Below are 22248 nucleotides of genomic sequence, written 5' to 3' on the forward strand. Positions count from 1 at the left end.
GGGTCGACGGGTGAACTCCCCCGCGTTCAGCGCTCCGTCCCTCGCCGTCCGCACCACCCGCATCGACCACATCAGCCCGCTGCTCGACGTCGTCGACCGGGCCCGTCCGTTGGTCTTCGTCCGTGGCGGGGCGGGCATGGCGGGCGTCGGCGAAGCCTTGCGACTCGAGTTCTCGGGCCCCGACCGGATGACCGAGGCAGCCGACGCCTGGCGTGCCGTCGCGGCGGCGGCCACCGTCGACGACGAGGTCGGCGTCCCGGGCTCCGGGCTGGTCGCCTTCGGCTCGTTCGCCTTCGACGACGAGTCGGCCGAGAAGAGCGTCCTGATCGTCCCGAGCATCGTGATCGGGCGCCGCGACGGCGTCGCCTGGATCACGCGGGTCGACGGGGCCGAGCTGCCCGCCGGCAAGCCGGTGGGCGCCTCCGTCCGTCTCTCGCTGGTCGACGGGGCCCTCGGCGCCGACGGCTACGCGGAGGCCGTGGCCGGTGCGGTGCGCGCCATCGGCGCCGGTCGCGTCAGCAAGGTCGTCCTCGCGCGCGACCTCGTCGGCACGCTTCCGGCCGAGGCCGACCTCCGCCTAGTCGCGGCCACCCTGCTGACCGCCTACCCCGACTGCTACGCCTTCGCGGTCGACGGGTTGATCGGGGCCAGCCCCGAGACGCTCGTCAAGTCCGAACGCGGCGTGGTGACGGCGCGCGTGCTCGCCGGCAGCGCCGCCCGGGGCGTCGACGCCGTGACCGACGAGCAGGCCGCGCTCGCCCTCGCGACGTCGCCCAAAGACCTGGACGAGCACGCGTTCGCCCTGCGCAGCCTGTTGTTGTCGCTCGGGCCGCACGCCCGCGACGTCGTGACCGGCGAACAGCCCTTCACCCTGCGCCTGCCCAACCTCTGGCACCTCGCCAGCGACGTGCGCGGGCGCCTCACCGACGGCTCGAGTTCGCTCGACCTCATCGCGTCGCTGCACCCGACGGCGGCCGTGGCCGGCACCCCGACGACGGAGGCGCTGGCCCTGATCCGAGAACTCGAACCGTTCGACCGTGGTCGTTACGCCGGTCCGGTCGGCTGGGTCGGTGCCGACGGCGACGGCGAGTGGGCGATCGCGCTCCGCTGCGCGCAGGTCGACCCGGACGGCTCGGTGCGGGCGTTCGCCGGCGCGGGCGTCGTGGCCGAGTCGGTGCCCGAGCGCGAGGTGGCCGAGACGGCGATGAAGTTCCGCCCCGTGGTCGACGCCTTCAGCCGATGACCGCCCCGGCGACGTCGTGGTCGCGCCCGGTCGCCCTCGTCGTGGCGGCCGCGTTCTTCATGGAGAACCTCGACGCGACCATCCTGTCGACGGCCACCGCGACGATCGCGGACGACTTCGGGGTGCAGCCCGCGCAGCTCGGCCTCGCCGTCACCGGGTACCTCGTCGCCGTCGCGGCGTTCATCCCCCTGGGCGCGTGGCTGGCCGAGCGGTGGGGTGCCCGTCGGGTGTTCCTGGCCGCGGTCGTGCTCTTCACCCTGGCCTCGGTGGCCTGCGCGGCGAGCACCGACCTCGTCACGTTGACGTCGTCGCGCGTCGTGCAGGGGTTCGCGGGCAGCATGATGGTGCCGATCGGTCGGTTGATCGTGCTGCGCAGCACCGAGAAGTCCGAGCTGATCCGGGCCATCGCCTACCTCACCTGGCCCGCTCTCGTCGCCCCCGTCGTGGCCCCGCTGCTCGGCGGGCTGCTCACCGAGCACCTCGGGTGGCAGTGGGTGTTCCTCGTGAACGTGCCGGTCGGCGTCGCGCTGCTCGTCGCGGCCTGGCGGGTCGTGCCCTCGCCCGAGGTCGGCGACCGGCAGCCGCTCGACCTGGTCGGCCTGACGCTCGTGGCCGGGTCGATCGTGTCGCTCGTGCTCGCGTTCGAGCTGCTCGGCGAACCCACGACGTTCGTGCCCGGGGCGCTGCTGGCCGTCGCCGCGGTCGTGCTCGGTCTCGTCGCCGTGCGGTGGTTCCGCCGAGCGGCGCACCCCCTGCTCGACCTGGCGGCGTTCCGCATCGGGTCGTTCCGCGTGACGAACCTGAGCGGCTCGCTCTACCGCGCCGTGGTCAACGGCATCCCGTTCGTCGTGCCGCTGCTGCTGCAGGACGGCTTCGGCTGGTCGCCCGTCGAGGCCGGCCTGATGCTCATGTGGGTGTTCGTCGGCAACCTCGCGGTCAAGCCGTTCACGACGCCCCTGCTGCACCGCTTCCGCATCGTCCCGATCATCGTCGTCGCGACGGTCGCCCTCGCGGCGACCTTCGTGGCGGCCGCCCTCGTCCGGCCCGACACGTCCCCGGTGGTCGTCGCGATCGTGCTGTTGCTGAGCGGCGTCTTCCGGTCGGTGGGCTTCACGGCCTACAACACGTTGCAGTTCGCCGACGTGCCGGCACCGATGATCGGCCCGGCCAACGCCATCGCGTCGATCACGAGCCAGCTGGCCGTCGGGCTGGGCGTGGCCGCCACCGCCCTCGCCGTCCGCGTGGCCGACGTCGTCGCGTCGGCCGACGGGCAGGCGGCCGCGGCGACCGGGTACCGGGCCGCGCTGATCGTGCTGGCCGTGCTGGCCCTGCTCAGCGTCGTCGAGGGGCTCCGGCTGCCGAAGGGGACGGGCGACGCGTTGCGGACCCGCGCCTCCTAGGCTCGCCAGCGGCCCTACGAGGTCGCGAGCTTGGTCTTCTCGAGGTCGACGTCGAACTGCGCCGCGGGCCAGTCGAGGCCGCGCGACGCGAGGGCGTCGACCAGCAGCTTCTGGACGGCCACCCGGGCGTACCACTTGCGGTCGGCCGGGACGACGAACCACGGGGCGGTCTCGGTCGAGGTGCGACGGATCGCCGTCTCGTAGGCGCCCTGGTAGTCGTCCCAGACGAGGCGCTCCTCGAGGTCGCCGGGGTTGTACTTCCAGTGCTTCTCGGGGCGCTCGAGACGTTCGCCGAGGCGCTCCTTCTGCTCGTCCGACGAGATGTGCAGCATGACCTTGACCAGCGTGGTGCCGTTCGCGACGAGCTCGTCCTCGAAGGCGACGATGTCAAGGTACCGCTGCTCGATCTCTTCGGGCGGGGCGAGGCGTCGCACCTTGCCGATCAGGACGTCCTCGTAGTGCGACCGGTCGAAGACGCCGATCATGCCCGGACCGGGCAGCTCGCGCCGCACCCGCCACAGGAAGTCGTGGGCGAGTTCTTCGGGGGTCGGCGCCTTGAACGCGTGGTGGGCCACGCCCTGCGGGTCGACGGCCCCGACGACGTGACGCACGATGCCGCCCTTGCCCGCGGTGTCCATCGCCTGGAGGACGAGCAGGACGTTGCCCGTGCTGCCGCCACTGCGGCTCTGGGCGAACAGCTTCTCTTGCAGCTCGCCGAGCGTCTCGCGCCCCGACTCGAGCACCTGCTGCGAGTACGACTTGTCACCCGCGAAGCCGGGTGTCGACGAGGTGTCGACGTCGGCGAGGACGAAGCCCTCGTCGGCTCGGAGGGACTGGGAGGGCGGGGTCGTCCACGTCTTGGCCATGCCCACGACCCTACGACCGGTCGCGCTGCCGCGCCCCGTCGTGGGGCGGACGGTCAGCGAGCGAGCGGCACCTCGATCAGCACCGGCCCCTCGTACCGGGCCACGAGCGCCTGGTCGAGCTCGGCTCGCGTGGCCGCCTCGACGTGCTGCCAGCCGTAGGCCCGGGCGAGCGAGGGCAGGTCGACGTCGTGCGGCGTGAACTGCACGCGGGTCATCGCCTCGGCCGACGCCGTCGCCGCCACCTCGAGCCCGTCGAAGATCGTGCCGCCGCCGTCGTTGCCGACGACGACCTGCAGTCGCGGACGCGTCTCGCCCCGGCCCAGCAGCAGTGACCCCACGTCGTGCAGCAGGGTCAGGTCGCCCACCAGGACGCGGGTCGTGCCGGCGGCAGGGTCGTCGCGCTGGCTGGCCAGCGCGATGCCGGTGGCGGTCGCGACGGTGCCGTCGATGCCCGCGAGGCCCCGGTTGGCGTGGACGGGGATCTTCTTGCCCGGCACGGCCTGGTCGAGTTCTCGGATCAGCCGCGACGCCCCGAGCACGAGCCGGTCGTGCGGCCAGCTCACGCGCCAGAGGGCGTCGGCCAGGGCACGGCGCGTGACCGGCCGCCGCAGCAGCTGCACCTCGCGTCGCAGGAACTCGGCGCGCTCGGCGGCCTCGGTCCGTTCACCCGCCGCGTCGTCGTCCGTGCCGGGCTCGCCCCGTCCGTCGAGCCCGCGCTCGACCTCGGCCTCGCCCTCGGCCTCGGCCTCGGCCTCGGCCTCGAGCAGTCGGCGGCCCGTGTGCACCCAGCGCCCGACCCAGGCCCGGTGGGCCGGGTCGTCGGCGGAACCCGCCCCCGAGGAGGCGCGGGTCGCCTCGACGGCCTCGACGACGCGGGCCGAGCGGCTCGGGTCGTACGCCTCGGCCCCGGCTGCCCGGACGACGACGACCTCGACGCCGTCGCGTGTGAGCAGGGCGGGGACCTGACGGCTGAGCGTCGGGTGCCCGAACACGACCACGCGGCGGACCCGACCGCCGAAGTCGGCGTCGTCGAGCAGGGCGCGGTAGGACGACACGAGGTGCGGGCCGAAGCGTGCCCCGCTGGACGCCTCGGCCACGAGCGGCGCACCGAAGGCCCTCGCCAGCGCCTCGGCCTCGGGGCCGGCGGCGTGGCCGGCGACGACCAGGGTCGCGGGCTCGACGTCGATCTCGAAGGGGGTCGGCGCCGTCGCGGGCGGCGGCCGGACGGCCTCGGGCCGGGCGGGGGGCAGCGCCTGCTCGCCCGACGAGAGGGGTTCTCGGAACGCCACGTTGACCTGGACCGGCCCCCGCGACCGGGCGAGGGCGCCGTGTGAGTCGCCGCCCAGGGTCTCGGCCACGGCGTCGCGGGCCAGGGCCCGGACGGCGTCGTGGTCGACCGGCCCGCGGCGGGGTGCCTCGACGTCGCGCACCCAGCCGACGGCCGCGGCGAAGAGCCCCGGCTGGACGGTGGTCTGGTTCGACCCGATGCCCCGCATCTCGACCGGACGGTCGGCACTGAGCACGATCATGGGCACGCCCGAGTGGTGGGCCTCGAGGACGGCGGGGTGGAGGTTCGCCACGGCGGTGCCCGACGTGGTGACGACGACGGTGGGCACGCCGGTCTCGGCCGACAGGCCGAGGGCGAGGAAGCCCCCGGAGCGCTCGTCGATGCGGACGTGCAACGTCAGCCGCCCGGCACCCTCGAACTCGGCCGCCGCCAGGGCCAGGGCCTGACTGCGCGACCCGGGGCTCAGGACGACGTCACGGACTCCCGCGTCGACCAGGGCCCCGAGCAGCGACAGGGCGTACTCGGTGGAGGGGCTGGTCACTTACTGCTTGCCGGTCTTGTCGTCGTTGTCGAGGTCGAGCAGTTCTTGCTCGAGCCGACGGATGCGCTCGTCGGTGGTCTCGCGGTCGAGGTCGCTCGTCGTGCGCCAGGTCGACCCCGAGAACTCGGGATCGTCGTCGGGCGCGATGGTGCGTGGCGCCGCCGGACGACCGTTCTTGCGGGCCCGCCCGAGGACGAACCAGAGCACCGCCCCGATGACGGGCAGGAGGACGATGATGAGGGCCCAGAGGGGCTTGTTCAACGCGCGGAACCGCGAGGCGTCCGCGAACAGGCAGTCGATGAGCGCGAAGATGACGAACGCTGCCGCGGCGACGATGCCCACGATGAAGAGCCTGACCATGAGCTGATCCTAGGTCTCGATCCGGTGCAACGCCTGATGGTGGCGCGGCCGTTGCCGAGCTGTGACGTGCCGCGCGGGGCGGCGCCGCACCGCACCTCCCGGGTGGGGCCCACCCGGCCCGTGCCGGGTGCACACCGCGCGACGGACGCACACCCGACGGACCGTAGACTCCACGTCGTGAAACCCTGGCTCAAGTACTCGATCGTCCGCCTCGGCCTGTTCGCGGTCGTGCTGGGCGTCCTGCTCGTGCTGCGGTTCGATCCGCTGTGGGCGACGCTGATCGCCGCGGTGGTCGGGTTCTGCGTCTCGTACCTCTTCTTCGCGCCGTTGCGCCGCCGCGTCGCGATCGACCTCGCCGAGCGCAGGTCGCGTCCGGCCCGCCTCGACGACGACTCGGCCGCAGAAGACGAGGCCCTCGCCGACGACGAGGCCGACGCGGGGCACGAACGACGACCCGACGACCAGGTCTGAGGCGCTCGGGTCGCGTGTTCGGGGCGGCTGCCGCTAGAAGAAGAGCGCGGCCGACAGCGCCAGCGCCCACACCAGGGCCGACAGCGACGACAGCTGCAGGGCCAGGATCAGCTCGCGGGGCGTCTTGCCCGTGACGCCGATGACCGCCGCCGGAACCGCCACGATCAGGGCGAAGTAGACGTACGGCGCGTGCAGGTAGAGGAACGCGAAGTACACCAGGATGAAGAACGGCAGCAGCAGGAAGAGCGCGTAGAGCGCGCGGGCCACCGGGTCGCCCACGACGACCGCGAGGGTGCGCTTGCCCGCCGCGGTGTCTTGCGGGATGTCGCGCACGTTGTTGATCATCAGCACGGCGCAGGCGAACAGGCCGGCCGCGATGCCCGCGACCCAGGCGTCGAACGGGAACTCGCGCAGCTGGACGAACGTCGTGCCCACGGTGGCGACCAGTCCGAAGAACACGAAGACGAACAGCTCGCCGAGGGCGTTGTAACCGTAGGGCCGCTTGCCGCCGGTGTAGAACCAGGCCGCGACGACGGCCGCGGCGCCGACCGCGAGCAGCCACCAGATCTGGGTGATGACGACGATGACGACACCGGCCACGGCCGCGAGCGCGAAGAACGCCAGGGCCACCCGCAACACGGTCGTCGGTCGGACGCTGCCCGAGCCCGTCAGGCGCGACGGCCCGACGCGGAAGTCGTCGGTGCCCCGGATGCCGTCGGAGTAGTCGTTCGAGTAGTTGACGCCGATCTGCAAGAACACCGCGACCGCGAGACAGAGCAGCGCGAGGGTGAGGTCCCACCCGCCGTTCGCCCGGGCGACGCCGGTGCCGAGGGCGACCGGCGCGATGCCGAGCGGCAGGGTGCGCAGGCGGGCGCCGCCGATCCAGTCGCGGGGGGTCACCCGACGCACCGGCTGCTTTCCGGGCCGTCCGCCGGGTCGGCCGCCGGGGCGGCCCTTGCGCTGGGGGGTCGAGGTCTTCGTCTTCGCCACGACCCCGAGTCTAGTTCGCAGCGGGCTATCAGCTTGCCGCGAGACCGGCCACGATCCGCGTCAGCCCGACGCGGTCCGGTTTGCCGCTGGCCAGCGAGGGCAGCGTCTCGACGCGCACGATGCGGTCGGGTGCCGCGGCGCGACCCGCCACGGTGGCCACGGCCGTGCGCAGCCCCGACAACTCGTCGACCGCCGACGGCCCGAGGGACGACGCAGGAGGCGCGGTGGCGGTCACCACGACGGGCACCTCGCCCCACCGGGCGTGCGCCGCACGGACGACGACGGCGTCGCCGAAGCCCGGCTGCTCGCGCACGACCCGCTCGACCACGCCCAGCGAGACCTTCTCGCCGCCCGAGACGATCACGTCGTCCAGTCGCCCGGTCACGGTGAGCACGCCGTCGGACGAGACCGTGCCGGCGTCACCGGTGCGGTACCACCGGTGGCCGTCACGGGTGGTGAAGGCGGCCTCGGTCCGCTCGGGATCGTCGAGGTACCCCTCGGCGAGCGATGGTCCGCTCAGCTCGACCTGCCCGTCGACGACCTCGACGCGCGTGCGCCCGACCGGCACCCCGTCGTAGACGCACCCCCCGCTCGTCTCGCTCGACCCGTAGGTGCGCACGAGCGTCACCCCGAGCCGACGCGCCCGCTCGACGAGGACGCCGGGCGTGGCCTGCCCGCCGACCAACAGGGCGTCGAACCGGCGCAGCACGTCGGCGACGCCCGCGTCGGTCTCGGCCGCGTCGAGCGCGACCGAGAGCTGCGCGGGCACGAGGGACGAGTACCGCACGGGGTGCTCGAGACCGGCGGCGGCCTCGACGAACGCCCGGACGTCGAAGTGCCCGGGGGCGAGCAGCACCGGCTGGGTGCCCGCGGTGATGGAGCGCACCAGCACGTTGAGGCCGGCGACGTAGTGCGCCGGCAGGGCCAGCACCCACCGGCCCGGGCCGGCCAGGGCGCCGTCCGCGGCGGCGGCCCCCGCGAGCACCGCGTCGGACGACAGGGCCACGCGCTTCGGGCGACCGCTCGACCCGCTGGTCTCGACGACGAGCGACACGGCCTGCGGCACCACGGGCGGCAGGTCGGCGGGCACGCCGTCGTCGGTGCGGGGCGCGACGGCGGGACCACCCTCGAGCGCGACCCGGAGCGCGTCGAGAACGGCACCGGCGTCGCGGGCGTCGACGGCGACCAGGGGGCGGGTCATGCGTCGCGCCTCCTGCGGGCCGGTCGGGGCCGCCCCGCCGCGGGGTGCGACCTCGACGAGGTCGCGGACGACGACATCAGTACTGCCAGGGGTACGGCGACCAGTCGGGCGCTCGCTTCTCGAGGAACGAGTCGCGCCCCTCGACGGCCTCGTCGGTGCCGTACGCCAGACGGGTCGCCTCGCCGGCGAACACCTGCTGGCCGACGATGCCGTCGTCGGTGGCGTTGAACGCGAACTTGAGCATGCGGATCGCCGTCGGCGACTTCGTCAGGACGGTGCGCGCCATGGCGAGAGCCTCGCGCTCGAGGTCGGCGTGGGGCACGACGCGGTTGACGGCGCCCATCTCGTAGGCGCGGTCCGCGCTGTACTCCTCGGCGAGGAAGAACACCTCGCGCGCGAACTTCTGACCGATCTGCTTGGCGAAGTACGCGCTGCCGTACCCGGCGTCGAACGAACCGACGTCGGCGTCGGTCTGCTTGAAGCGACCGTGCTCGCGGCTGGCGATCGTGAGGTCGCAGACGACGTGCAGTGAGTGCCCTCCGCCGGCCGCCCACCCGGGCACGACGGCGATGACGACCTTGGGCATGAACCGGATCAACCGCTGCACCTCGAGGACGTGCAGGCGACCCGCCGACGCCGGGTCGGGCACGTTCGCCCGGTCGCCCTCGGCCTTGTAGCCGTCACGACCGCGGATGCGCTGGTCGCCGCCGCTGCAGAAGGCCCACCCCCCGTCTTTCGCACTGGGGCCGTTGCCGGTCAGCAGGACCACCCCGATGCGACTGTTCATGCGGGCGTCGTCGAGCACGCGGTACAGCTCGTCGACCGTGTGCGGCCGGAAGGCGTTGCGCACCTCGGGCCGGTCGAAGGCCACCCGGGCGACCCGGCCGTCGACGCTGTGGTGGTACGTGACGTCGGTCAGGGCGTCGAAGCCGTCGACCCCTCGCCACTCGGTCGGATCGAACAGGTCGGACACCTCGGAAGCCATGCCGCCAGCCTACCGACGGGCACCGCCCGGACCTTCGAGACGGATCAGACCGTCGAGACGATTCAGACCGTCGAGACGAACTGCCCCACCAGCCAGACGAGCACGAACGGGTTGGCCAGCACGCTCAGCAACACCGCGGCCACGCCCCACCAGCGCCCCCGGCGCATGGCGACGGCGATCAACGCCACGACCCCGACGACGATCGAGGCCAACAGCGTGACGAGCGCGAGGACGGCCGCGGGCCCGACGACGTCGGCCGCGAGCAGGCCCAGCGCGAGGCCGTCGAGGGCGAGCAGCGCGACCGCGAGCACGAAGGTCACGACGCCCAGGCGTCGGCTGCGGGGCGGCGACGACGACTCGTCGTGACCGGGCCCGTCGAACACCTCCAGACCGTCGGGTGCGTCGCGGCGGGCGGCACCGGTGGCGTCGGTGACGGACGCGTCGGCGACGTCGTCGTCGGGGCCCACGGGTTCTCGGGCGGGCACGGGTTCGCGGTCGACCATGACGCACGACCCTACCGGGGCCGCCGGTGCGACACTGAGCGGATGCCGACCGCCGACCGCTCCCCGCTCGCCGCACCCACGCCGCCCGCCCTGCCTCCCCTGGCCGAGCTGCTCGACGGGGCCCACGTGGTGCGCCTGCCCCTCCGCACGCGCTTCCGCGGGCTCGACGACCGCGAGGCCCTGCTGGTCGAGGGGCCGTTGGGCTGGACGGAGTTCAGCCCTTTCGTCGAGTACGGTCCCGCCGAGGCCGCCGCCTGGCTCGCGGCCACGATCGACTTCGGCTGGGCCAAGCTGCCCCCGGTCGGCACCCACCGGGTGGCCGTCAACGCGACCCTGCCCGCCGTCGCCGCCGAGCGCGTGCCCGAGGTGCTCTCGCGGTACCGGGGATGCCGCACCGTGAAGGTCAAGGTGGCCGAGCGTGGCCAGACGCTCGCCGACGACGTCGCCCGCGTCGCCGCGGCGCGCGAGTGGGTCGGGCCCGAGGGCCGCGTGCGCGTCGACGCCAACGGCGGCTGGAGCGTCCGAGAGGCCGAGGAGGCGCTGGTCGGCCTGGCCCCGTTCGGCCTGGAGTACGCGGAACAGCCCTGCGCCACGGTGCCCGAGCTCGCCGAGCTGCGACGTCGCGTCGCCGGCCTCGGCGTCCCGGTCGCCGCGGACGAGAGCGTCCGGAAGGCCGCCGACCCGCTGGCCGTCGCCCGCGCCGGCGCCGCGGACCTGCTCGTGATCAAGGCCCAGCCGCTCGGCGGCATCACGGCCGCCCTGGCGATCGTCGCCGCCGCAGGACTGCCGGTGGTCGTCTCGAGCGCCATCGACACGTCGGTGGGGCTCAGCATGGGCGCACACCTCGCCGCCGCCGTGCCCGACCTCCGCCACGACTGCGGCCTCGGGACGGCCGCGCTGCTCGGCGCCGACGTGACCCGCGAGCCGCTGCTGCCGGTCGACGGCGCCGTCGAGGTGCGCCGGGTCGACGTCGACGTCGACCTGCTGCGCCGGCACGCCGTGGACGACGAGCGACGCGAGGCGTGGCTGGGGCGGCTGCGCGCCTCCTACGCCGTGCTCGCCGGCTGACGCCGGGTCGCCGGATGACGCCGGGTCACCGGTTGCCGCGGCGTCATGACGAGAGACCGGTGCGTCGATCGATCACAGCCCCGAGTAGGCGTGCAGACCCTTGAAGAAGACGTTGACGACCGAGAAGTTGAACATGACCGCGGCGAAGCCGATGATCGACAGCCACGACGACCGCGCGCCGCGCCAGCCGCGGGTCGCCCGAGCGTGGATGTACCCGGCGTAGAGCACCCAGATGATGAAGGTCCAGACCTCTTTGGTGTCCCAGCCCCAGTAACGACCCCAGGCCCGCTCGGCCCAGATGGCGCCGGCGATGAGGGTGAAGGTCCAGAGGACGAAGCCGACCAGTGCGATGCGGTACGCGAGGTCTTCGAGGCGCTCGGCCCCGGGCAGGGTGTCCATGAAGCGCAGGCCGGCGAGCTTCGCCTGCTCGCGCTTCGTCTGGACGAGCTGGGCGGCCGACAGCCCGGCGGCGATGGCGAAGAACGCCGTGCCGAGGATGGCCACGAAGACGTGGATGACCAGCCACGCCGACTGCAGTGCCGGGGGCAGGGGCGAGACGGCCACGTAGTAGTTCACGGTGCCGATCGCCAGGAGCACGAGGTTGAGGCCCATGACGTAGGCGCCGAGGAACCTCAGGTTGACCACGAACTGCACGGCCAGGTAGACCCCGACGATGATGGCCGTCCCGGTCAGTGAGAACTCGAACATGTTGGCCCACGGCACCCGGCCGGCGGCGAGTCCGCGCAGGACGACCGAGGCGACGTGCACGACGAACCCGAGCAGCATCATGGCGATGGCGACGCGTTCGAAGCTCGAGGCCTTGGCGGGGGCACCCGTCACCGCGGCGGTCGACGGGCCGGAGCCGCCGGTCGGGCGGTCGAGGACGACCGTGCTGCCCCCGGCGGCCGAGCGCGAGACGGTCGCGGTGGCGACGGCCTCGGCCTTGGCGGCCCGGGCCGCGGCCTGCTGGGCGTCACCGGACCGCTTCGCCAGGTCGAGGGCGAAGGCCACGAACGAGATCGTGTAGATGGCCATCGCCGAGTACACGGCGACGAGCGAGTAGTAGGCGAGGTCGGCGGTCACGATCAGATCTTACGTCCGCGGTCGCCCGCACCGGGGCCGGGTTTCTCGACGTCGTGACGGGCCGGGTCGTCCGCGACCTCGCGGGCGACGTCGGTCGGGACGCCGAGGCCGCCGAGGTGCGCCTTCGCGATCTCGCCGACCGCCCGGCCGAGGGTCGGGTCCTCGCCGCGGGCGAGGCCGGCGTACTCGAGTCGGACTCCCCCGTCGGTCTCGGTCGCCTTGACCCAGACCCGACGGCGGGGCACGAAGAGCGCCGTCAGCAGGCCCGCGAACGACAGCCCGGCGAAGAGCAGCACCCAGACCTGCGAGGGGTCGTGGTGGATGTCGAACGAGGCGAAGCGCTTGACGCCGTCGAACGTGATGGTGCCCAGGCCGTCGGGGATCGTCGCGGTCTCGCCCGGCGTGAGCTGGATCGCTTTCTCTTGCGCGTCGTCGTCGGTGCCGGCCAGGGGGGTCAGCCCGTCGGTGGTCAGCGTGTAGACCGAGGTCGGCACGCCCTGGTCGAGGCCGAGGTCGCCCGAGTAGACGTTGAGGCTGAGCACGGGGTTCGTCGTGTCGGGGTCGTCGGACGACAGCGCGCCCGTGCCGAGGTCGACGGCCGAGGGGTAGAAGAATCCGATCATGCCGAGCTGCTCGGGCAGGGCGTCGGGCACCTTGATGACGCCCAGCGACGTGAGGTTGGTGTCTTGCGGCAGGAAGGGCACGGTGTCGCGGAAGGCGACGTTGCCCTCGCCGTCGCGGACGGTCACGTCGACCGCGTAGCCGTTGCCCAGCAGGTAGACGTTCGAGCCGCCGATCGAGAGCGGCGAGTTGACCTTGATCTGCGTCTTCTCGGCGTCGCCGCCCCGCGCCGTGGCGGTGACGTCGGCCGTGAAGTCGGTGGCCATGCCGGCGGCACCGTCGGTGTCGGGCGCGTACCGGGTCGAGAACTTGTCGAGCGCGATCGAGAAGGGCGACAGCTGCGACTCGTCGAACCAGCGCCCCGGGTTGAACGAGTCGTACGAACCGAGCACGTTCGAGAAGGTCTGGCCCTCGACGACGACGCGTTGACCCGAGTACCCGAAGCCGCCGCCGACGCCGACGGTGAGCAGCACGCCGACCAGAGCCGAGTGGAACACCAGGTTGCCGGTCTCGCGCAGGTACCCGCGCTCGGCGCTGACCGAGTCGCCGAAGACCTGGGTGCGGTAGCCGGAGCGCCTCAGCTGCGCACGGGCCGCCTCGACGGCACGGGCGGCCGTGATCGAGGCGTCACCCGCGCCTCCTGCGTCCGTCGCGCCTCGCGCGGTCTCGAGAGTGATCGACCGGTAGCCGGCCAGGCGTGACAGGCGCGCCGGGGTCTTCGGCGGACGCGCCCGCAGCGCCTCGAAGTGGTGCCGCGTGCGCGGGATGATGCAGCCGATCAGCGAGATGAACAGCAGCAGGTAGACGGCCGAGAACCACGGCGACGAGTAGGTGTCGAAGACCCCGAGCTTGTCGAGCACCGGGAACAGGTCGGGGTGGTCGGTGCGGTACTGCACGACGCCGTTGGGGTCGGAGGTGCGCTGGGGCACGAGCGACCCGGGGATGGCCGCGACGGCCAGCAGCATGAGCAGGAACAGCGCCGTCTTCATGCTGGTCAGCTGACGCCAGAAGAAGCGGAGGTACCCGACCGGGCCGAGTCGGGGCTGCGTGATGCCCGACCCCTCGTCCGACGCGGGCCGGACCGAGTCGATGTGGTCGCTCGGACGCAGCGGGTCGCCGCCGACGTCGGTCGTGTCGACGTCGCCCAGGTCGGCGTCGGTCGCGGTGGACGAGGAGGCGCGGGTCGCGTCGACCCCGTCGCGGTCAGACGATCGTGCCATAGCTCGCGATCACCGCCCCGACGTGCGACATGAGGCTGGACCAGAGGCCCGTGACCATGAGCAGACCGATGAGCACGAGCAGTGACCCTCCGACGATGTTGACGACGCGGATGTGCCGCTTGACGAACGAGATGGAGCGGGAGGCCCAGCCGAAGCCGAGCGCGACGAGCAGGAACGGCACCCCGAGGCCGATGCAGTAGAACGCACCCAGCAGGACGCCCTGCCAGGCCGAACCCGAGCCGAGCGCCAGCACCTGCACGGCCGCGAGGGTCGGGCCGATGCACGGCGTCCAGCCGATGCCGAAGACGATGCCGAGCAGCGGCGCCCCGGCCAGGCCCGTCTTCGGCAGGAAGCCGGGCTTCAGGGTTCGCTGCAGGAACGTGAACTGCCCGATGAAGACGAGGCCGAGCAGGATCACCACGACGCCCATGACCCGCGTGACGACCTCGCGCCACTGGATCAGCCAGAACCCCGCCGAGGCGAAGGCGAGCGACGTGCCCACGAAGACGACCGAGAAGCCGAGGATGAACAGGACGACCCCGAGCACCAGGCGTCGACGATCCCGCCGCCTGGCGCCGATCTCGGTCGCCCCCGTCGTCAGGCCGCCGACGTAGCCGAGGTAGCCGGGGACGAGCGGCAGCACGCAGGGCGACAGGAACGAGATGAGGCCCGCCAAGAGGGCGACGGGCAGGCCGACCGCGAGCTGTCCGCCCACGACCGCGTCGAAGAAGGGATTGCCCTGGTACACCTAGGACGTCTCGGCGAGGGTGTCGGAGATCAGGGTGTCGAGGATGCCCGGGCCGTCGAGACCGCCGAGGATGCGGGCCGCGATGCGCCCCTGCTCGTCGAGGACGATCGTCGTCGGCACGGCGTTGGGCGCGATGGTGCCGGCCAGCGCCAGCTGCACGGCACCGTCGTTGGCGTCGACGACGGACGGGTAGGTGACGTCGAAGGTGCGGGCGAAGGCGAGCGAGGTGTCGGCCTGGTCGCGGACGTTGACGCCGAGGAACTCCACGCCCTTGCCGGCGTAGGCCTGGTTCAGCTTCTCGAGCTCGGGTGCCTCGAGGCGGCAGGGCGGGCACGCGGCGTACCAGAAGTTGAGGACGACGACCTCGCCGTCGTGGTCTGACCGCGACACGGTCTCGCCGGCGTCGGTCTCGGCGGTGAACTCGACCGGGTCGGTGCGGTCGTCGGGGGCGATCTCGGTGACGGTGCCGTTGCCCGAGATGTAGTTCTCGGTCGTGCCGTTGCCGTACTGCTGTGCGAGGTCGTCGGCCGTGCTCGAGCACCCCGTGGCCACGAGGGCGACGACGGCGGCCAGGGCCAGGCCTCGGGCGACGGATCGGGCTCGGATCGGGCGGATGGTCTGGCTCACACTGCTCCCAGGTCGACGGCGGACTGGTTCAAGTGTGCAGCGGGTTCCTGGTAGCCGACCTCGACGAAGCCCCCCTCGCGGCGCTCGAGCGTGGTGATGCTCGACAGCGTGCACCGGCGGCGGCGCGGGTCGTGGAACAGCCGCGCGCCGGTGACGCTGCGGTGGACCATCCAGATCGGCAGCTGGTGGCTGACGAGGACGACGTCGCCGTCGCCGACGCTCGACCAGGCCTCGTCGACGGCCGACAGCATGCGGGCGGCGATGCTGACGTAGGCCTCGCCCCAACTGGGCTTCAGCGGGTTGACGATCCACGGCCACTCGGCGGGCACCTTCAGCTGCTTCGCGACGCTGAAGTCCGACCGACGCCCCTCGTACTTGTTCGTCGGCTCGATCAGGCGCTCGTCGACCTGGGTCTCGAGGCCGAACGCCGACGCCCATGGTGCCGCGCTCTCGCGGGTGCGTTGCAGCGGAGAGGCGAAGAGGGCCCGGACGGGGACGCCCTGCTCACGGAAGGCCTCGGCCGACGCCGCCGCCATGCGGTGGCCGAGGTCGCTGAGACCGAACCCGTCGAGGCGGCCGTAGAGCACGTGCTCGGGGTTCTGCACCTCACCGTGCCGGACGAGGTGGATCTGCTGCGCGGGCATGCAGTCGAGTCTAGGTCGGGCCCGCCTCCACACCTCCCACACGGAAACCGCCAAGCTCGGCGGCGCCGCGCACGACCCCGCGCGGGGCGGAGGAGGCGGTGACTGTAAACTCGGGCCTCGTGATCGAACGCACCCTCATCAAAGACCTGTCCGCGTCGCCCGACGGACCCGTGACCGTGACCGGCTGGGTCGAGACGGTGCGTGACCAGAAGAAGGTGCAGTTCGTCGTCCTGCGCGACGAGACCGGCGCGCTGCAGCTGGTCCGCCCCCGCACCGCCGCCGACGTGCTCGAGGCGGCGGGCGAGACCGACGACGTCGCCGACGCCATCTCGTCCCTCTCGCAGGGCAGCTTCGTCACCGTCACCGGCGAACTCAAGCACGACGAGCGCGTCAAGCTCGGGGGCATCGAGGTCAAGGTCGAGACCCTGGTCATCGACTCGCTGGCCGACCCCGAGACCCCGATCGCCGCCGACAGCGGCATCGACAAGCGCCTCGACTACCGCTTCCTCGACCTGCGCGTGCCGCGCAACTCGCTGATCTTCCGTGTGCAGACGACGTTCGAGCACGCCCTGCGCACCTGGTGGATCGAGCGCGACTTCGTCGAGATCCACACCCCCAAGCTGATGGCGACGGCGAGCGAGTCGAACGCCGAGCTGTTCAAGGTCGACTACTTCGAGGGCGCCGCCTACCTCGCGCAGAGCCCGCAGTTCTTCAAGCAGATGGCCCAGACGGCCGGCTTCGGCAAGATCTTCGAGATCGCGCCGGTGTTCCGTGCCGACCCGTCGTTCACCTCGCGTCACGCGACCGAGTTCACGAGCGTCGACGCCGAGATCAGCTACGTCGACAGCCACGAGGACGTCATGCGCATGCACGAAGAGCTGCTGGTGGCGGCCTTCTCTGCCGTGAAGGAGAAGCACGGCGACGAGATCCAGGCGCTCTTCGACGTCGAGGTGACCGTCCCGTCGACGCCCTTCCCGCGCATCCCGCTGGCCGAGGCCAAGCGCATCGTCGCCGAGCGCGGCTACGAGGTGCCCCGCGCCGACGCCGACATGGACCCCGAGGGCGAGCGTCGCATCTCGGAGTACGTGCGCGAGGAGTTCGGCCACGAGTTCGTCTTCTTGACCGACTACGACATCTCGATCCGGCCGTTCTACCACATGCGTCACGACGCCGACCCGCAGCTGACGAAGAGCTACGACCTGATCTTCAACGGCACCGAAATCTCGACCGGCGCCCAGCGCGAGCACCGCATCGACGTGCTCGAGCAGCAGATCCGTGAGAAGGGCCTGAAGCCCGAAGAGCTCGGGGGCTACCTCGACTTCTTCCGCTACGGCGCCCCGTCGCACGGTGGCTTCGGCATGGGCCTCGCCCGGGTGCTGATGCTCATGCTGCACCAGGCCAACCTGCGCGAGGTGACCTTCCTCTTCCGCGGCCCCACGCGCCTCCAGCCGTAGGCGCGCCGCACGAATCGGTTGATGGGCGGTCCGGTCTCGAATGAGACCGGACCGCCCCCCTTTCGTCAGCCCTGCTTTGTGCGCTGAATGGGACCGACGGCGACGGCCCTCGAACAAGCGACAAGGGCGAAGAGACCCAGCACCATCAGAGCCGCGACGGTCGGCACGGGCGACGACGTCCGTTCGCTCAAGGAGACGGCTGTGATCGTGACGAGAAGGCCCAGACCGAAAACGACCGCCGCCGGGACTTCCTTCGCTCGCGTCCGCCACCACCCGCTGCCACTGGCGACTACTCGCGGCAAGCCGCCGACCAGCACCAAGAACACGAGTAGCACCACCGTTTGATCGAACCGCCCCAGCACGCCCGTGGCGTGCAACTCAAGCCCCCCGGCCATCATGACGATGGCGAGCAACAGCCCTCCACGAGTCGGAGGGGCATAGCTGACTGTCACTGACCGACGAGGAACAACACGGTCAGTTTCTCGTTGATTCATTGTCGGCAATTCTCGATGACGGGCCAAGTGACCAGGCTTGGCAACGTCGTGCGCCTGATACCCACGCACCGCCCCTGGGCCACCGCCGAATTCGCAGTCTGCACCATCGCCGCCGTCGCGATTCCGCAGGCCCATCCGACAGGCCCACACGCTGCGGCGATCAGTGCTGCCACAAGACCTGAATTGGTCAGCTGCCGCGTCTCGTTACGGCTGTACATCACGGTACAGAACTGAAAATTGCACTCGAGTCGCGCCATGATCGTCACGGGGAACGTCGTTGGCACATCGTCCAAGCGCTGCCGGACAGTGTTGCCGACTATCTCGTAAGACGAACGAAGATCCTGTCCCTCCGCGTCGATGGCCACGGGTGGCGCGAGCGAGTTGATGGCAGATCCGTTGTCGTCCAAGATCCGCACGCCTCCCCGTTCGTCGAGTTCGAGACGAGCCGGACGCCCGTCGATCAGGACCTTGAAACCAAAGTCGACTAGCTCTTGCTCGCTCAGAACACGGATGTACTGCCCGTCCGCGCCTGCCTCCGCGTTGCTCCCACCTTGACGCGTTCGGGGCGGAGACGACAACCCTCGCGGGTTTCCGCCCGACACGAAAGAAACCACGTGCCCCTCGCTCTCAACGGACATGACGGCCTCCGCGTCGTCGGGCTGATCAGCAGCAAATGCCCCACTGCCTGTTCCGGCGATCAACATCATCACCAGCATGAGCACTACAGCAATCGACGGCCAGGTCGTCCTGTTCTTCCAGATCATGTTCTCTTCCAATCTGTGCATCTTTGCACTCAGAAAGAGCGTGCCATCTGAAACTGTTAATTGGAAGACGAAATATTGGGCTTGTGAATCAAGGGAACGAAGCGCGGAGCGCCGTCCGCAGGCGCTCGGGCTCGACGCGCCAGATGGTGTGCACCCGGCCGTCGAGCAGGACGACGGGGATCTCTTCGGCGTACTCGGCGGTGAGCGCGGCGTCGTCGAGGATGTTCTTCTCGTCGACGGCCAGCTCGGCAGCGGCGAACTCGGGCTCGGCCAGCACCTCGTGCAGGGCGGACCGGGCGTCGTCGCAGAGGTGGCAGCCCGGCTTGGTCAACAGGGTGATTCGCGGTTCGGCCATGCCCACAAGGGTAGCGACGGCCGCGGCTGCCGCGGGCACGACGAAGGCCCCCGGCGACCGGTGGTCGGCGGGGGCCTTCGCGTACAGCGACTACTTCTTGTTGCGACGCTGGTGACGAGTCTTGCGAAGCAGCTTGCGGTGCTTCTTCTTCGCCATGCGCTTGCGACGCTTCTTGATGACAGAACCCATAGAGGACCTCACTGATTTCTGGATTGGACCGACCGGGTCCGAAACAGAACCGCGGAAAAATGCCTCGGGTCAGTCTACTAGGACGGCCCGAGAAAGTCGAAGTGGCTCAGCCGACGTCGGCGACGCCGGTCCGCAGCACGGCCGCGACGGCGGACTCGGGCACGCGGAACGAGCGCCCGAAGCGGATCGCCGGCAGCTCGCCCGAGTGCACCATGCGGTAGACCGTCATCTTCGACACGCGCATCATGTCGGCCACCTCGGCGACCGTGAGGAACCGCACATCGGAGAGATCCTGCGACATGACCCTGCCTCGACTCGGGCCCCGTGCCGGGGCTGTGGAGCAGACGAGTGTTTCCCGTGTGCCTGAGGGCAACTCTAGGGGCGCGTGTGACTCGGTGTAAAGGAACGGCCGACCCTAGGGTCCGGTGCGCCCCAGACGCTTGCGCACCGGGTCGATGACGCGCTCGTCGAGGGCACCGAGCGCGTTCTGCGCGTCGTGCAGGGCCGAGGAGGCGCGGTGCTGGGCCCCGGCCACGTAGCGGCCCAGCGTGCTGCCGACGTCTTCGGCGTCGGGCAGGTTCTCGGCCGCCCGCCGCAGCGGCGCGGGCACGGTGGCCCCGGCCCAGGCCGCGAACGGCGTGCTGGTCAACGCGTCCGAGACCAGCGAGTCGGCACTGACGAACGGGATGAGCCAGTCCTCGACCGCTTCGAGCGGCCCCGGCTCGACCGAGTAGTACCGGTGCTGACCCTCTTCCCGGACGCTGACCAGGCCGGCCTCGCGGAGCACGCGGAGGTGCTTCGAGACCGTGGGCTGGCTGATGCCGAGCGACGTGACCATCTCGCCCACGCTGATGTCGGCGTTGACGGAGTCGGTCGACATCGAGGCGTCGAGCAACACCTTGAGGAGGTCTCGGCGGGTGGCGTCGGCGATCACGGCGAAGATGTCCGGCATGCGACCAGCGTAGTGACCCGGGGCGCACGCGGCCTCGGCGTCGGCCGGGATAGCATGACCGGCGTGACTCGCGCCCCCGTCGCCGGTCGACGCCGCCCCTCGGACCCCGGCCGCTCGCCCTGGCGCAGACTCAGCGACGCGATCGACGACATCGGTCGCAAGTCGCCCGCGCGCTTCGCCATCCTGATCTTCACCGGCCTGATCGTCGTCTTCACCCTGCTGTTCTCGTTGCCGATCTCGTCCGCCGACCGGACCATCACTCCCCTGGCCGACTCCGTCTTCACGGCCGTCTCGGTCATCTGCGTGACCGGTCTCGCGACCGTCGACATGGCGACCCACTGGTCCCTGTTCGGCCACGTCGTCATCTTCGTCGGCGTGCAGATCGGCGCGATCGGGGTGCTCACCCTGGCCTCGATCATGGGCCTCGTCGTCTCGCGCAAGCTCGGCCTGCGCGCCCGTCTCATGGCCGCAGGCGACCAGAACCCCCTGCGGGTGCACGCGGGCCCCGTGCCCGAGGGGCAGGCCGTCCGACTCGGTGAGATCGGCGGGCTGCTGACGACGGTGGCGCTCAGCTCGTTCGTCATCCAGCTGGCCATCGCCCTGCTGATGATCCCCCGCATGCTGATCGACGGCATCCCCGTCGGCGACTCCGTGCTCGACAGCTTCTACTACTCGGCGATGGCCTTCACGAACACCGGCTTCACGCCCAACGCCGAGGGCCTGGCCGCGTTCGAGAACGACTACTGGTTCCTCAGCCTGATCATGATCGGGGTCTTCCTCGGCAGCATCGGGTTCCCGGTGATCTACGCCCTGGCCCGGAACCCCCGCAACCCCCGCCGCTGGTCGGTCCACGTCAAGCTGACCCTGCTGACGACGGCGATCCTGATCGTGTTCGGCATGGTGCTCTACATCGTCCTCGAGTTCGACAACCCGAAGACGTTCGGCGGCATCGAGGCCGGCCCGACGGTGTTCCAGTCGCTCTTCCTCAGCATGATGACGCGCTCGGGCGGCTTCTCGACCATCCAGATCTCCGATCTGAACGGGTCGTCGCTGCTCGTCACCGACATGCTCATGTTCATCGGCGGCGGCTCGGCGTCGACCGCCGGTGGCATCAAGGTGACGACGCTCGCGGTGCTCTTCCTGGCGGCGTTCGCCGAGGCGCGCGGTCAGCGGTCGATGGAGGCCTTCGGCCGCCGCATCCCCAGCGACGTCCTGCGCCTGGCCGTCAGCGTCGTCCTCTGGGGCGCCACGATCGTCGCCGTGTCGAGCATCCTGATCATGCACATCACCAAGGAGCCCCTCGACCACGTGCTGTTCGAGTCCATCTCGGCCTTCGCCACCTCGGGCCTCAGCACGGGCCTGACCGAGCGCCTCCCCGACTCGGCGAAGTACATCCTGGCGGTCACGATGTGGATGGGCCGCGTTGGTACAGTGACACTCTCCGTCGCCCTGGCCGCCAGCCAGCGACGCCAGTTGTTCACGAGAGCCGAGGAGCGACCGATCGTTGGTTGACAAGATCAAGCACGACGCCCCGGTGCTCGTCATCGGCCTCGGCCGGTTCGGCGCCGCGACCGCCGGGCAGCTCGAGCGGCAGGACCGCGACGTCCTCGCCGTCGACACCGACGCCGGCCTCGTCCAGAAGTGGGCCGACCGCGTGACGCACGCCGTGCAGGCGGACGCCCGCAGCATCGACGCACTCAAGCAGATCGGCGCCCAGGACTTCTCGATCGCCGTCGTGGCCGTGGGCTCGTCGATCGAGGCGAGCGTGCTCATCACCGCCAACCTGGTCGACCTGAAGGTGCCCCAGATCTGGGCGAAGGCGATCAGCCAGTCGCACGGCAAGATCCTCGCCCGCATCGGCGCGAACCACGTCATCTACCCCGAGCGCGAGGCCGGCGAGCGCGTCGCGCACCTCGTCTCGGGCCGGATGCTCGACTACATCGAGTTCGACGACGCCTTCGCCATCGTCAAGATGTACCCGCCGAAGCCCGTCCGCGGCGCCTCCCTGGCCGCGTCGAACATCCGCACGAAGTACGGCATCACGATCGTCGGAGTGAAGAGCCCCGGAGGCGCGTTCGTCGAGGCCACGCCCGAGACGGTCATCAGCAACCACGACCTGATCATCGTGTCGGGCGACAGCCGCGCGATCGAGCGTTTCGCCGCCCTCGAGGGCTGAGCGCG

At 71.2% G+C, this 22248-nt stretch carries 25 protein-coding genes; 7 read left to right on the forward strand and 18 right to left on the reverse strand.

All coding sequences use genetic code 11. The features are described from left to right. Positions 1 to 10: 10 nt before the first annotated feature. Positions 11 to 1243, forward strand: coding sequence for a chorismate-binding protein (locus tag ITJ55_RS05455; RefSeq protein ID WP_194594398.1), 1233 nt, complete (start codon positions 11 to 13; stop codon positions 1241 to 1243). Then, positions 1240 to 2643 carry an MFS transporter gene (locus ITJ55_RS05460; protein WP_194594399.1) on the forward strand — a complete coding sequence of 468 codons (1404 nt, stop codon included), beginning with the start codon at positions 1240 to 1242 and terminating at the stop codon, positions 2641 to 2643. Before ITJ55_RS05455 ends, ITJ55_RS05460 begins: the two co-directional genes overlap by 4 nt. Before the next feature lie 14 nt (positions 2644 to 2657). Here ITJ55_RS05460 and ITJ55_RS05465 read toward each other — a convergent pair whose 3' ends face one another. Genes ITJ55_RS05465 through ITJ55_RS05475 form a run of 3 tightly spaced genes read right to left on the reverse strand, consistent with a single transcriptional unit; the run spans position 2658 to position 5698 of the window. Continuing rightward, on the reverse strand, positions 2658 to 3509 hold the full coding sequence (locus ITJ55_RS05465; protein WP_194594400.1) for a PPK2 family polyphosphate kinase: 852 nt from the start codon (positions 3507 to 3509) through the stop codon (positions 2658 to 2660). Between the two features lie 53 nt (positions 3510 to 3562). Then, a complete protein-coding gene (menD, locus tag ITJ55_RS05470; RefSeq protein ID WP_194594401.1) occupies positions 3563 to 5338 on the reverse strand; it encodes a 2-succinyl-5-enolpyruvyl-6-hydroxy-3-cyclohexene-1-carboxylic-acid synthase in 1776 nt (591 codons plus the stop codon). After that, entirely contained in the window at positions 5339 to 5698 is a 360-nt protein-coding gene (locus ITJ55_RS05475; protein WP_194594402.1) for a PLD nuclease N-terminal domain-containing protein, read from the reverse strand. Between the two features lie 177 nt (positions 5699 to 5875). Between ITJ55_RS05475 and ITJ55_RS05480 the strand changes: the two genes are divergently transcribed. Next, a complete protein-coding gene (locus tag ITJ55_RS05480; RefSeq protein WP_194594403.1) occupies positions 5876 to 6169 on the forward strand; it encodes a DUF4229 domain-containing protein in 294 nt (97 codons plus the stop codon). Between the two features lie 33 nt (positions 6170 to 6202). Here the strand turns inward: ITJ55_RS05480 and ITJ55_RS05485 are convergent, their stop codons facing one another. The 4 genes from ITJ55_RS05485 to ITJ55_RS05500 all read right to left on the reverse strand — a co-directional run bounded on the left by ITJ55_RS05485 (position 6203) and on the right by ITJ55_RS05500 (position 9848). Then, positions 6203 to 7159, reverse strand: a complete 957-nt coding sequence (locus tag ITJ55_RS05485; protein ID WP_370544030.1) for a 1,4-dihydroxy-2-naphthoate polyprenyltransferase — start codon at positions 7157 to 7159, stop codon at positions 6203 to 6205. 28 nt (positions 7160 to 7187) lie between these two features. Then, complete coding sequence (locus ITJ55_RS05490; RefSeq protein ID WP_194594404.1) at positions 7188 to 8360, reverse strand: AMP-binding protein; 1173 nt, start codon at positions 8358 to 8360, stop codon at positions 7188 to 7190. A gap of 76 nt (positions 8361 to 8436) precedes the next feature. After that, a complete protein-coding gene (locus tag ITJ55_RS05495) occupies positions 8437 to 9345 on the reverse strand; it encodes a 1,4-dihydroxy-2-naphthoyl-CoA synthase (RefSeq protein WP_194594405.1) in 909 nt (302 codons plus the stop codon). Between the two features lie 62 nt (positions 9346 to 9407). Continuing rightward, positions 9408 to 9848 carry a hypothetical protein gene (locus tag ITJ55_RS05500; protein WP_194594406.1) on the reverse strand — a complete coding sequence of 147 codons (441 nt, stop codon included), beginning with the start codon at positions 9846 to 9848 and terminating at the stop codon, positions 9408 to 9410. A gap of 42 nt (positions 9849 to 9890) precedes the next feature. Between ITJ55_RS05500 and ITJ55_RS05505 the strand changes: the two genes are divergently transcribed. Continuing rightward, a complete protein-coding gene (locus tag ITJ55_RS05505; RefSeq protein ID WP_194594407.1) occupies positions 9891 to 10916 on the forward strand; it encodes an o-succinylbenzoate synthase in 1026 nt (341 codons plus the stop codon). 72 nt (positions 10917 to 10988) lie between these two features. On the opposite strand, the gene ccsB is transcribed toward ITJ55_RS05505, so the two are convergent. The 5 genes from ccsB to ITJ55_RS05530 are packed head-to-tail and all read right to left on the reverse strand — an operon-like array spanning position 10989 to position 15859. Then, complete coding sequence (gene ccsB, locus ITJ55_RS05510) at positions 10989 to 11999, reverse strand: c-type cytochrome biogenesis protein CcsB (protein ID WP_369814033.1); 1011 nt, start codon at positions 11997 to 11999, stop codon at positions 10989 to 10991. Between the two features lie 2 nt (positions 12000 to 12001). Then, a complete protein-coding gene (locus ITJ55_RS05515) occupies positions 12002 to 13840 on the reverse strand; it encodes a cytochrome c biogenesis protein ResB (RefSeq protein ID WP_194594408.1) in 1839 nt (612 codons plus the stop codon). Further along, positions 13824 to 14588: a cytochrome c biogenesis protein CcdA gene (locus ITJ55_RS05520; protein ID WP_194594409.1), complete on the reverse strand. Its 765-nt coding sequence runs from the start codon at positions 14586 to 14588 to the stop codon at positions 13824 to 13826. Before ITJ55_RS05520 ends, ITJ55_RS05515 begins: the two co-directional genes overlap by 17 nt. Beyond that, a complete protein-coding gene (locus ITJ55_RS05525; RefSeq protein ID WP_370544031.1) occupies positions 14589 to 15215 on the reverse strand; it encodes a TlpA disulfide reductase family protein in 627 nt (208 codons plus the stop codon). Next, a complete protein-coding gene (locus ITJ55_RS05530) occupies positions 15212 to 15859 on the reverse strand; it encodes a histidine phosphatase family protein (RefSeq protein ID WP_194594410.1) in 648 nt (215 codons plus the stop codon). Before ITJ55_RS05530 ends, ITJ55_RS05525 begins: the two co-directional genes overlap by 4 nt. A 119-nt stretch (positions 15860 to 15978) precedes the next feature. Here ITJ55_RS05530 and aspS point away from each other — a divergent pair, with 119 nt between their 5' ends. Beyond that, positions 15979 to 17313 (forward strand): aspartate--tRNA(Asn) ligase, encoded by a 1335-nt coding sequence (aspS, locus tag ITJ55_RS05535; protein WP_194594411.1) that lies wholly within the window; start codon positions 15979 to 15981, stop codon positions 17311 to 17313. 65 nt (positions 17314 to 17378) lie between these two features. Here the strand turns inward: aspS and ITJ55_RS05540 are convergent, their stop codons facing one another. The 6 genes from ITJ55_RS05540 to ITJ55_RS05565 form a co-directional block, all read right to left on the reverse strand. Then, positions 17379 to 17726, reverse strand: a complete 348-nt coding sequence (locus tag ITJ55_RS05540; RefSeq protein WP_194594412.1) for a hypothetical protein — start codon at positions 17724 to 17726, stop codon at positions 17379 to 17381. A 77-nt stretch (positions 17727 to 17803) separates the two neighbouring features. Beyond that, positions 17804 to 18571 carry a hypothetical protein gene (locus ITJ55_RS05545; RefSeq protein WP_194594413.1) on the reverse strand — a complete coding sequence of 256 codons (768 nt, stop codon included), beginning with the start codon at positions 18569 to 18571 and terminating at the stop codon, positions 17804 to 17806. 88 nt (positions 18572 to 18659) lie between these two features. Further along, positions 18660 to 18926, reverse strand: coding sequence for a glutaredoxin family protein (locus ITJ55_RS05550; RefSeq protein ID WP_194594414.1), 267 nt, complete (start codon positions 18924 to 18926; stop codon positions 18660 to 18662). Between the two features lie 90 nt (positions 18927 to 19016). Further along, on the reverse strand, positions 19017 to 19115 hold the full coding sequence (locus ITJ55_RS05555; RefSeq protein ID WP_003792170.1) for a 30S ribosomal protein bS22: 99 nt from the start codon (positions 19113 to 19115) through the stop codon (positions 19017 to 19019). Between the two features lie 106 nt (positions 19116 to 19221). After that, positions 19222 to 19416, reverse strand: coding sequence for a helix-turn-helix domain-containing protein (locus ITJ55_RS05560; RefSeq protein ID WP_056257878.1), 195 nt, complete (start codon positions 19414 to 19416; stop codon positions 19222 to 19224). Between the two features lie 114 nt (positions 19417 to 19530). Continuing rightward, entirely contained in the window at positions 19531 to 20067 is a 537-nt protein-coding gene (locus ITJ55_RS05565) for a helix-turn-helix transcriptional regulator (RefSeq protein ID WP_194594415.1), read from the reverse strand. A 54-nt stretch (positions 20068 to 20121) separates the two neighbouring features. On the opposite strand from ITJ55_RS05565, the gene ITJ55_RS05570 reads away from it, so the two are divergent. Both ITJ55_RS05570 and ITJ55_RS05575 read left to right on the forward strand, forming a co-directional pair. Then, on the forward strand, positions 20122 to 21579 hold the full coding sequence (locus ITJ55_RS05570; protein ID WP_194594416.1) for a TrkH family potassium uptake protein: 1458 nt from the start codon (positions 20122 to 20124) through the stop codon (positions 21577 to 21579). Then, positions 21572 to 22243: a TrkA family potassium uptake protein gene (locus tag ITJ55_RS05575; protein WP_056257882.1), complete on the forward strand. Its 672-nt coding sequence runs from the start codon at positions 21572 to 21574 to the stop codon at positions 22241 to 22243. The genes ITJ55_RS05570 and ITJ55_RS05575 overlap by 8 nt, the downstream gene beginning before the upstream one ends. The last annotated feature ends 5 nt before the right edge of the window (positions 22244 to 22248 follow it).

Origin of the sequence: Frigoribacterium sp. VKM Ac-1396 (genome assembly GCF_015350895.1) — a bacterium.
In the GTDB taxonomy this organism is placed as follows: Bacteria; Actinomycetota; Actinomycetes; order Actinomycetales; family Microbacteriaceae; genus Frigoribacterium.

Coding starts and splice junctions, on each gene's coding strand:
- ITJ55_RS05460 (WP_194594399.1), top strand. CDS start 1,240: ATGACCGCCCCGGCGACGTCGTGGTCGCGCCCGGTCGCCCTCGTCGTG.
- ITJ55_RS05465 (WP_194594400.1), bottom strand. CDS start 3,509: ATGGCCAAGACGTGGACGACCCCGCCCTCCCAGTCCCTCCGAGCCGAC.
- ITJ55_RS05475 (WP_194594402.1), bottom strand. CDS start 5,698: ATGGTCAGGCTCTTCATCGTGGGCATCGTCGCCGCGGCAGCGTTCGTC.
- ITJ55_RS05490 (WP_194594404.1), bottom strand. CDS start 8,360: ATGACCCGCCCCCTGGTCGCCGTCGACGCCCGCGACGCCGGTGCCGTT.
- ITJ55_RS05495 (WP_194594405.1), bottom strand. CDS start 9,345: ATGGCTTCCGAGGTGTCCGACCTGTTCGATCCGACCGAGTGGCGAGGG.
- ITJ55_RS05500 (WP_194594406.1), bottom strand. CDS start 9,848: ATGGTCGACCGCGAACCCGTGCCCGCCCGAGAACCCGTGGGCCCCGAC.
- ITJ55_RS05505 (WP_194594407.1), top strand. CDS start 9,891: ATGCCGACCGCCGACCGCTCCCCGCTCGCCGCACCCACGCCGCCCGCC.
- ITJ55_RS05515 (WP_194594408.1), bottom strand. CDS start 13,840: ATGGCACGATCGTCTGACCGCGACGGGGTCGACGCGACCCGCGCCTCC.
- ITJ55_RS05530 (WP_194594410.1), bottom strand. CDS start 15,859: ATGCCCGCGCAGCAGATCCACCTCGTCCGGCACGGTGAGGTGCAGAAC.
- ITJ55_RS05545 (WP_194594413.1), bottom strand. CDS start 18,571: ATGATCTGGAAGAACAGGACGACCTGGCCGTCGATTGCTGTAGTGCTC.
- ITJ55_RS05550 (WP_194594414.1), bottom strand. CDS start 18,926: ATGGCCGAACCGCGAATCACCCTGTTGACCAAGCCGGGCTGCCACCTC.
- ITJ55_RS05555 (WP_003792170.1), bottom strand. CDS start 19,115: ATGGGTTCTGTCATCAAGAAGCGTCGCAAGCGCATGGCGAAGAAGAAG.
- ITJ55_RS05560 (WP_056257878.1), bottom strand. CDS start 19,416: ATGTCGCAGGATCTCTCCGATGTGCGGTTCCTCACGGTCGCCGAGGTG.
- ITJ55_RS05565 (WP_194594415.1), bottom strand. CDS start 20,067: ATGCCGGACATCTTCGCCGTGATCGCCGACGCCACCCGCCGAGACCTC.
- ITJ55_RS05570 (WP_194594416.1), top strand. CDS start 20,122: ATGACCGGCGTGACTCGCGCCCCCGTCGCCGGTCGACGCCGCCCCTCG.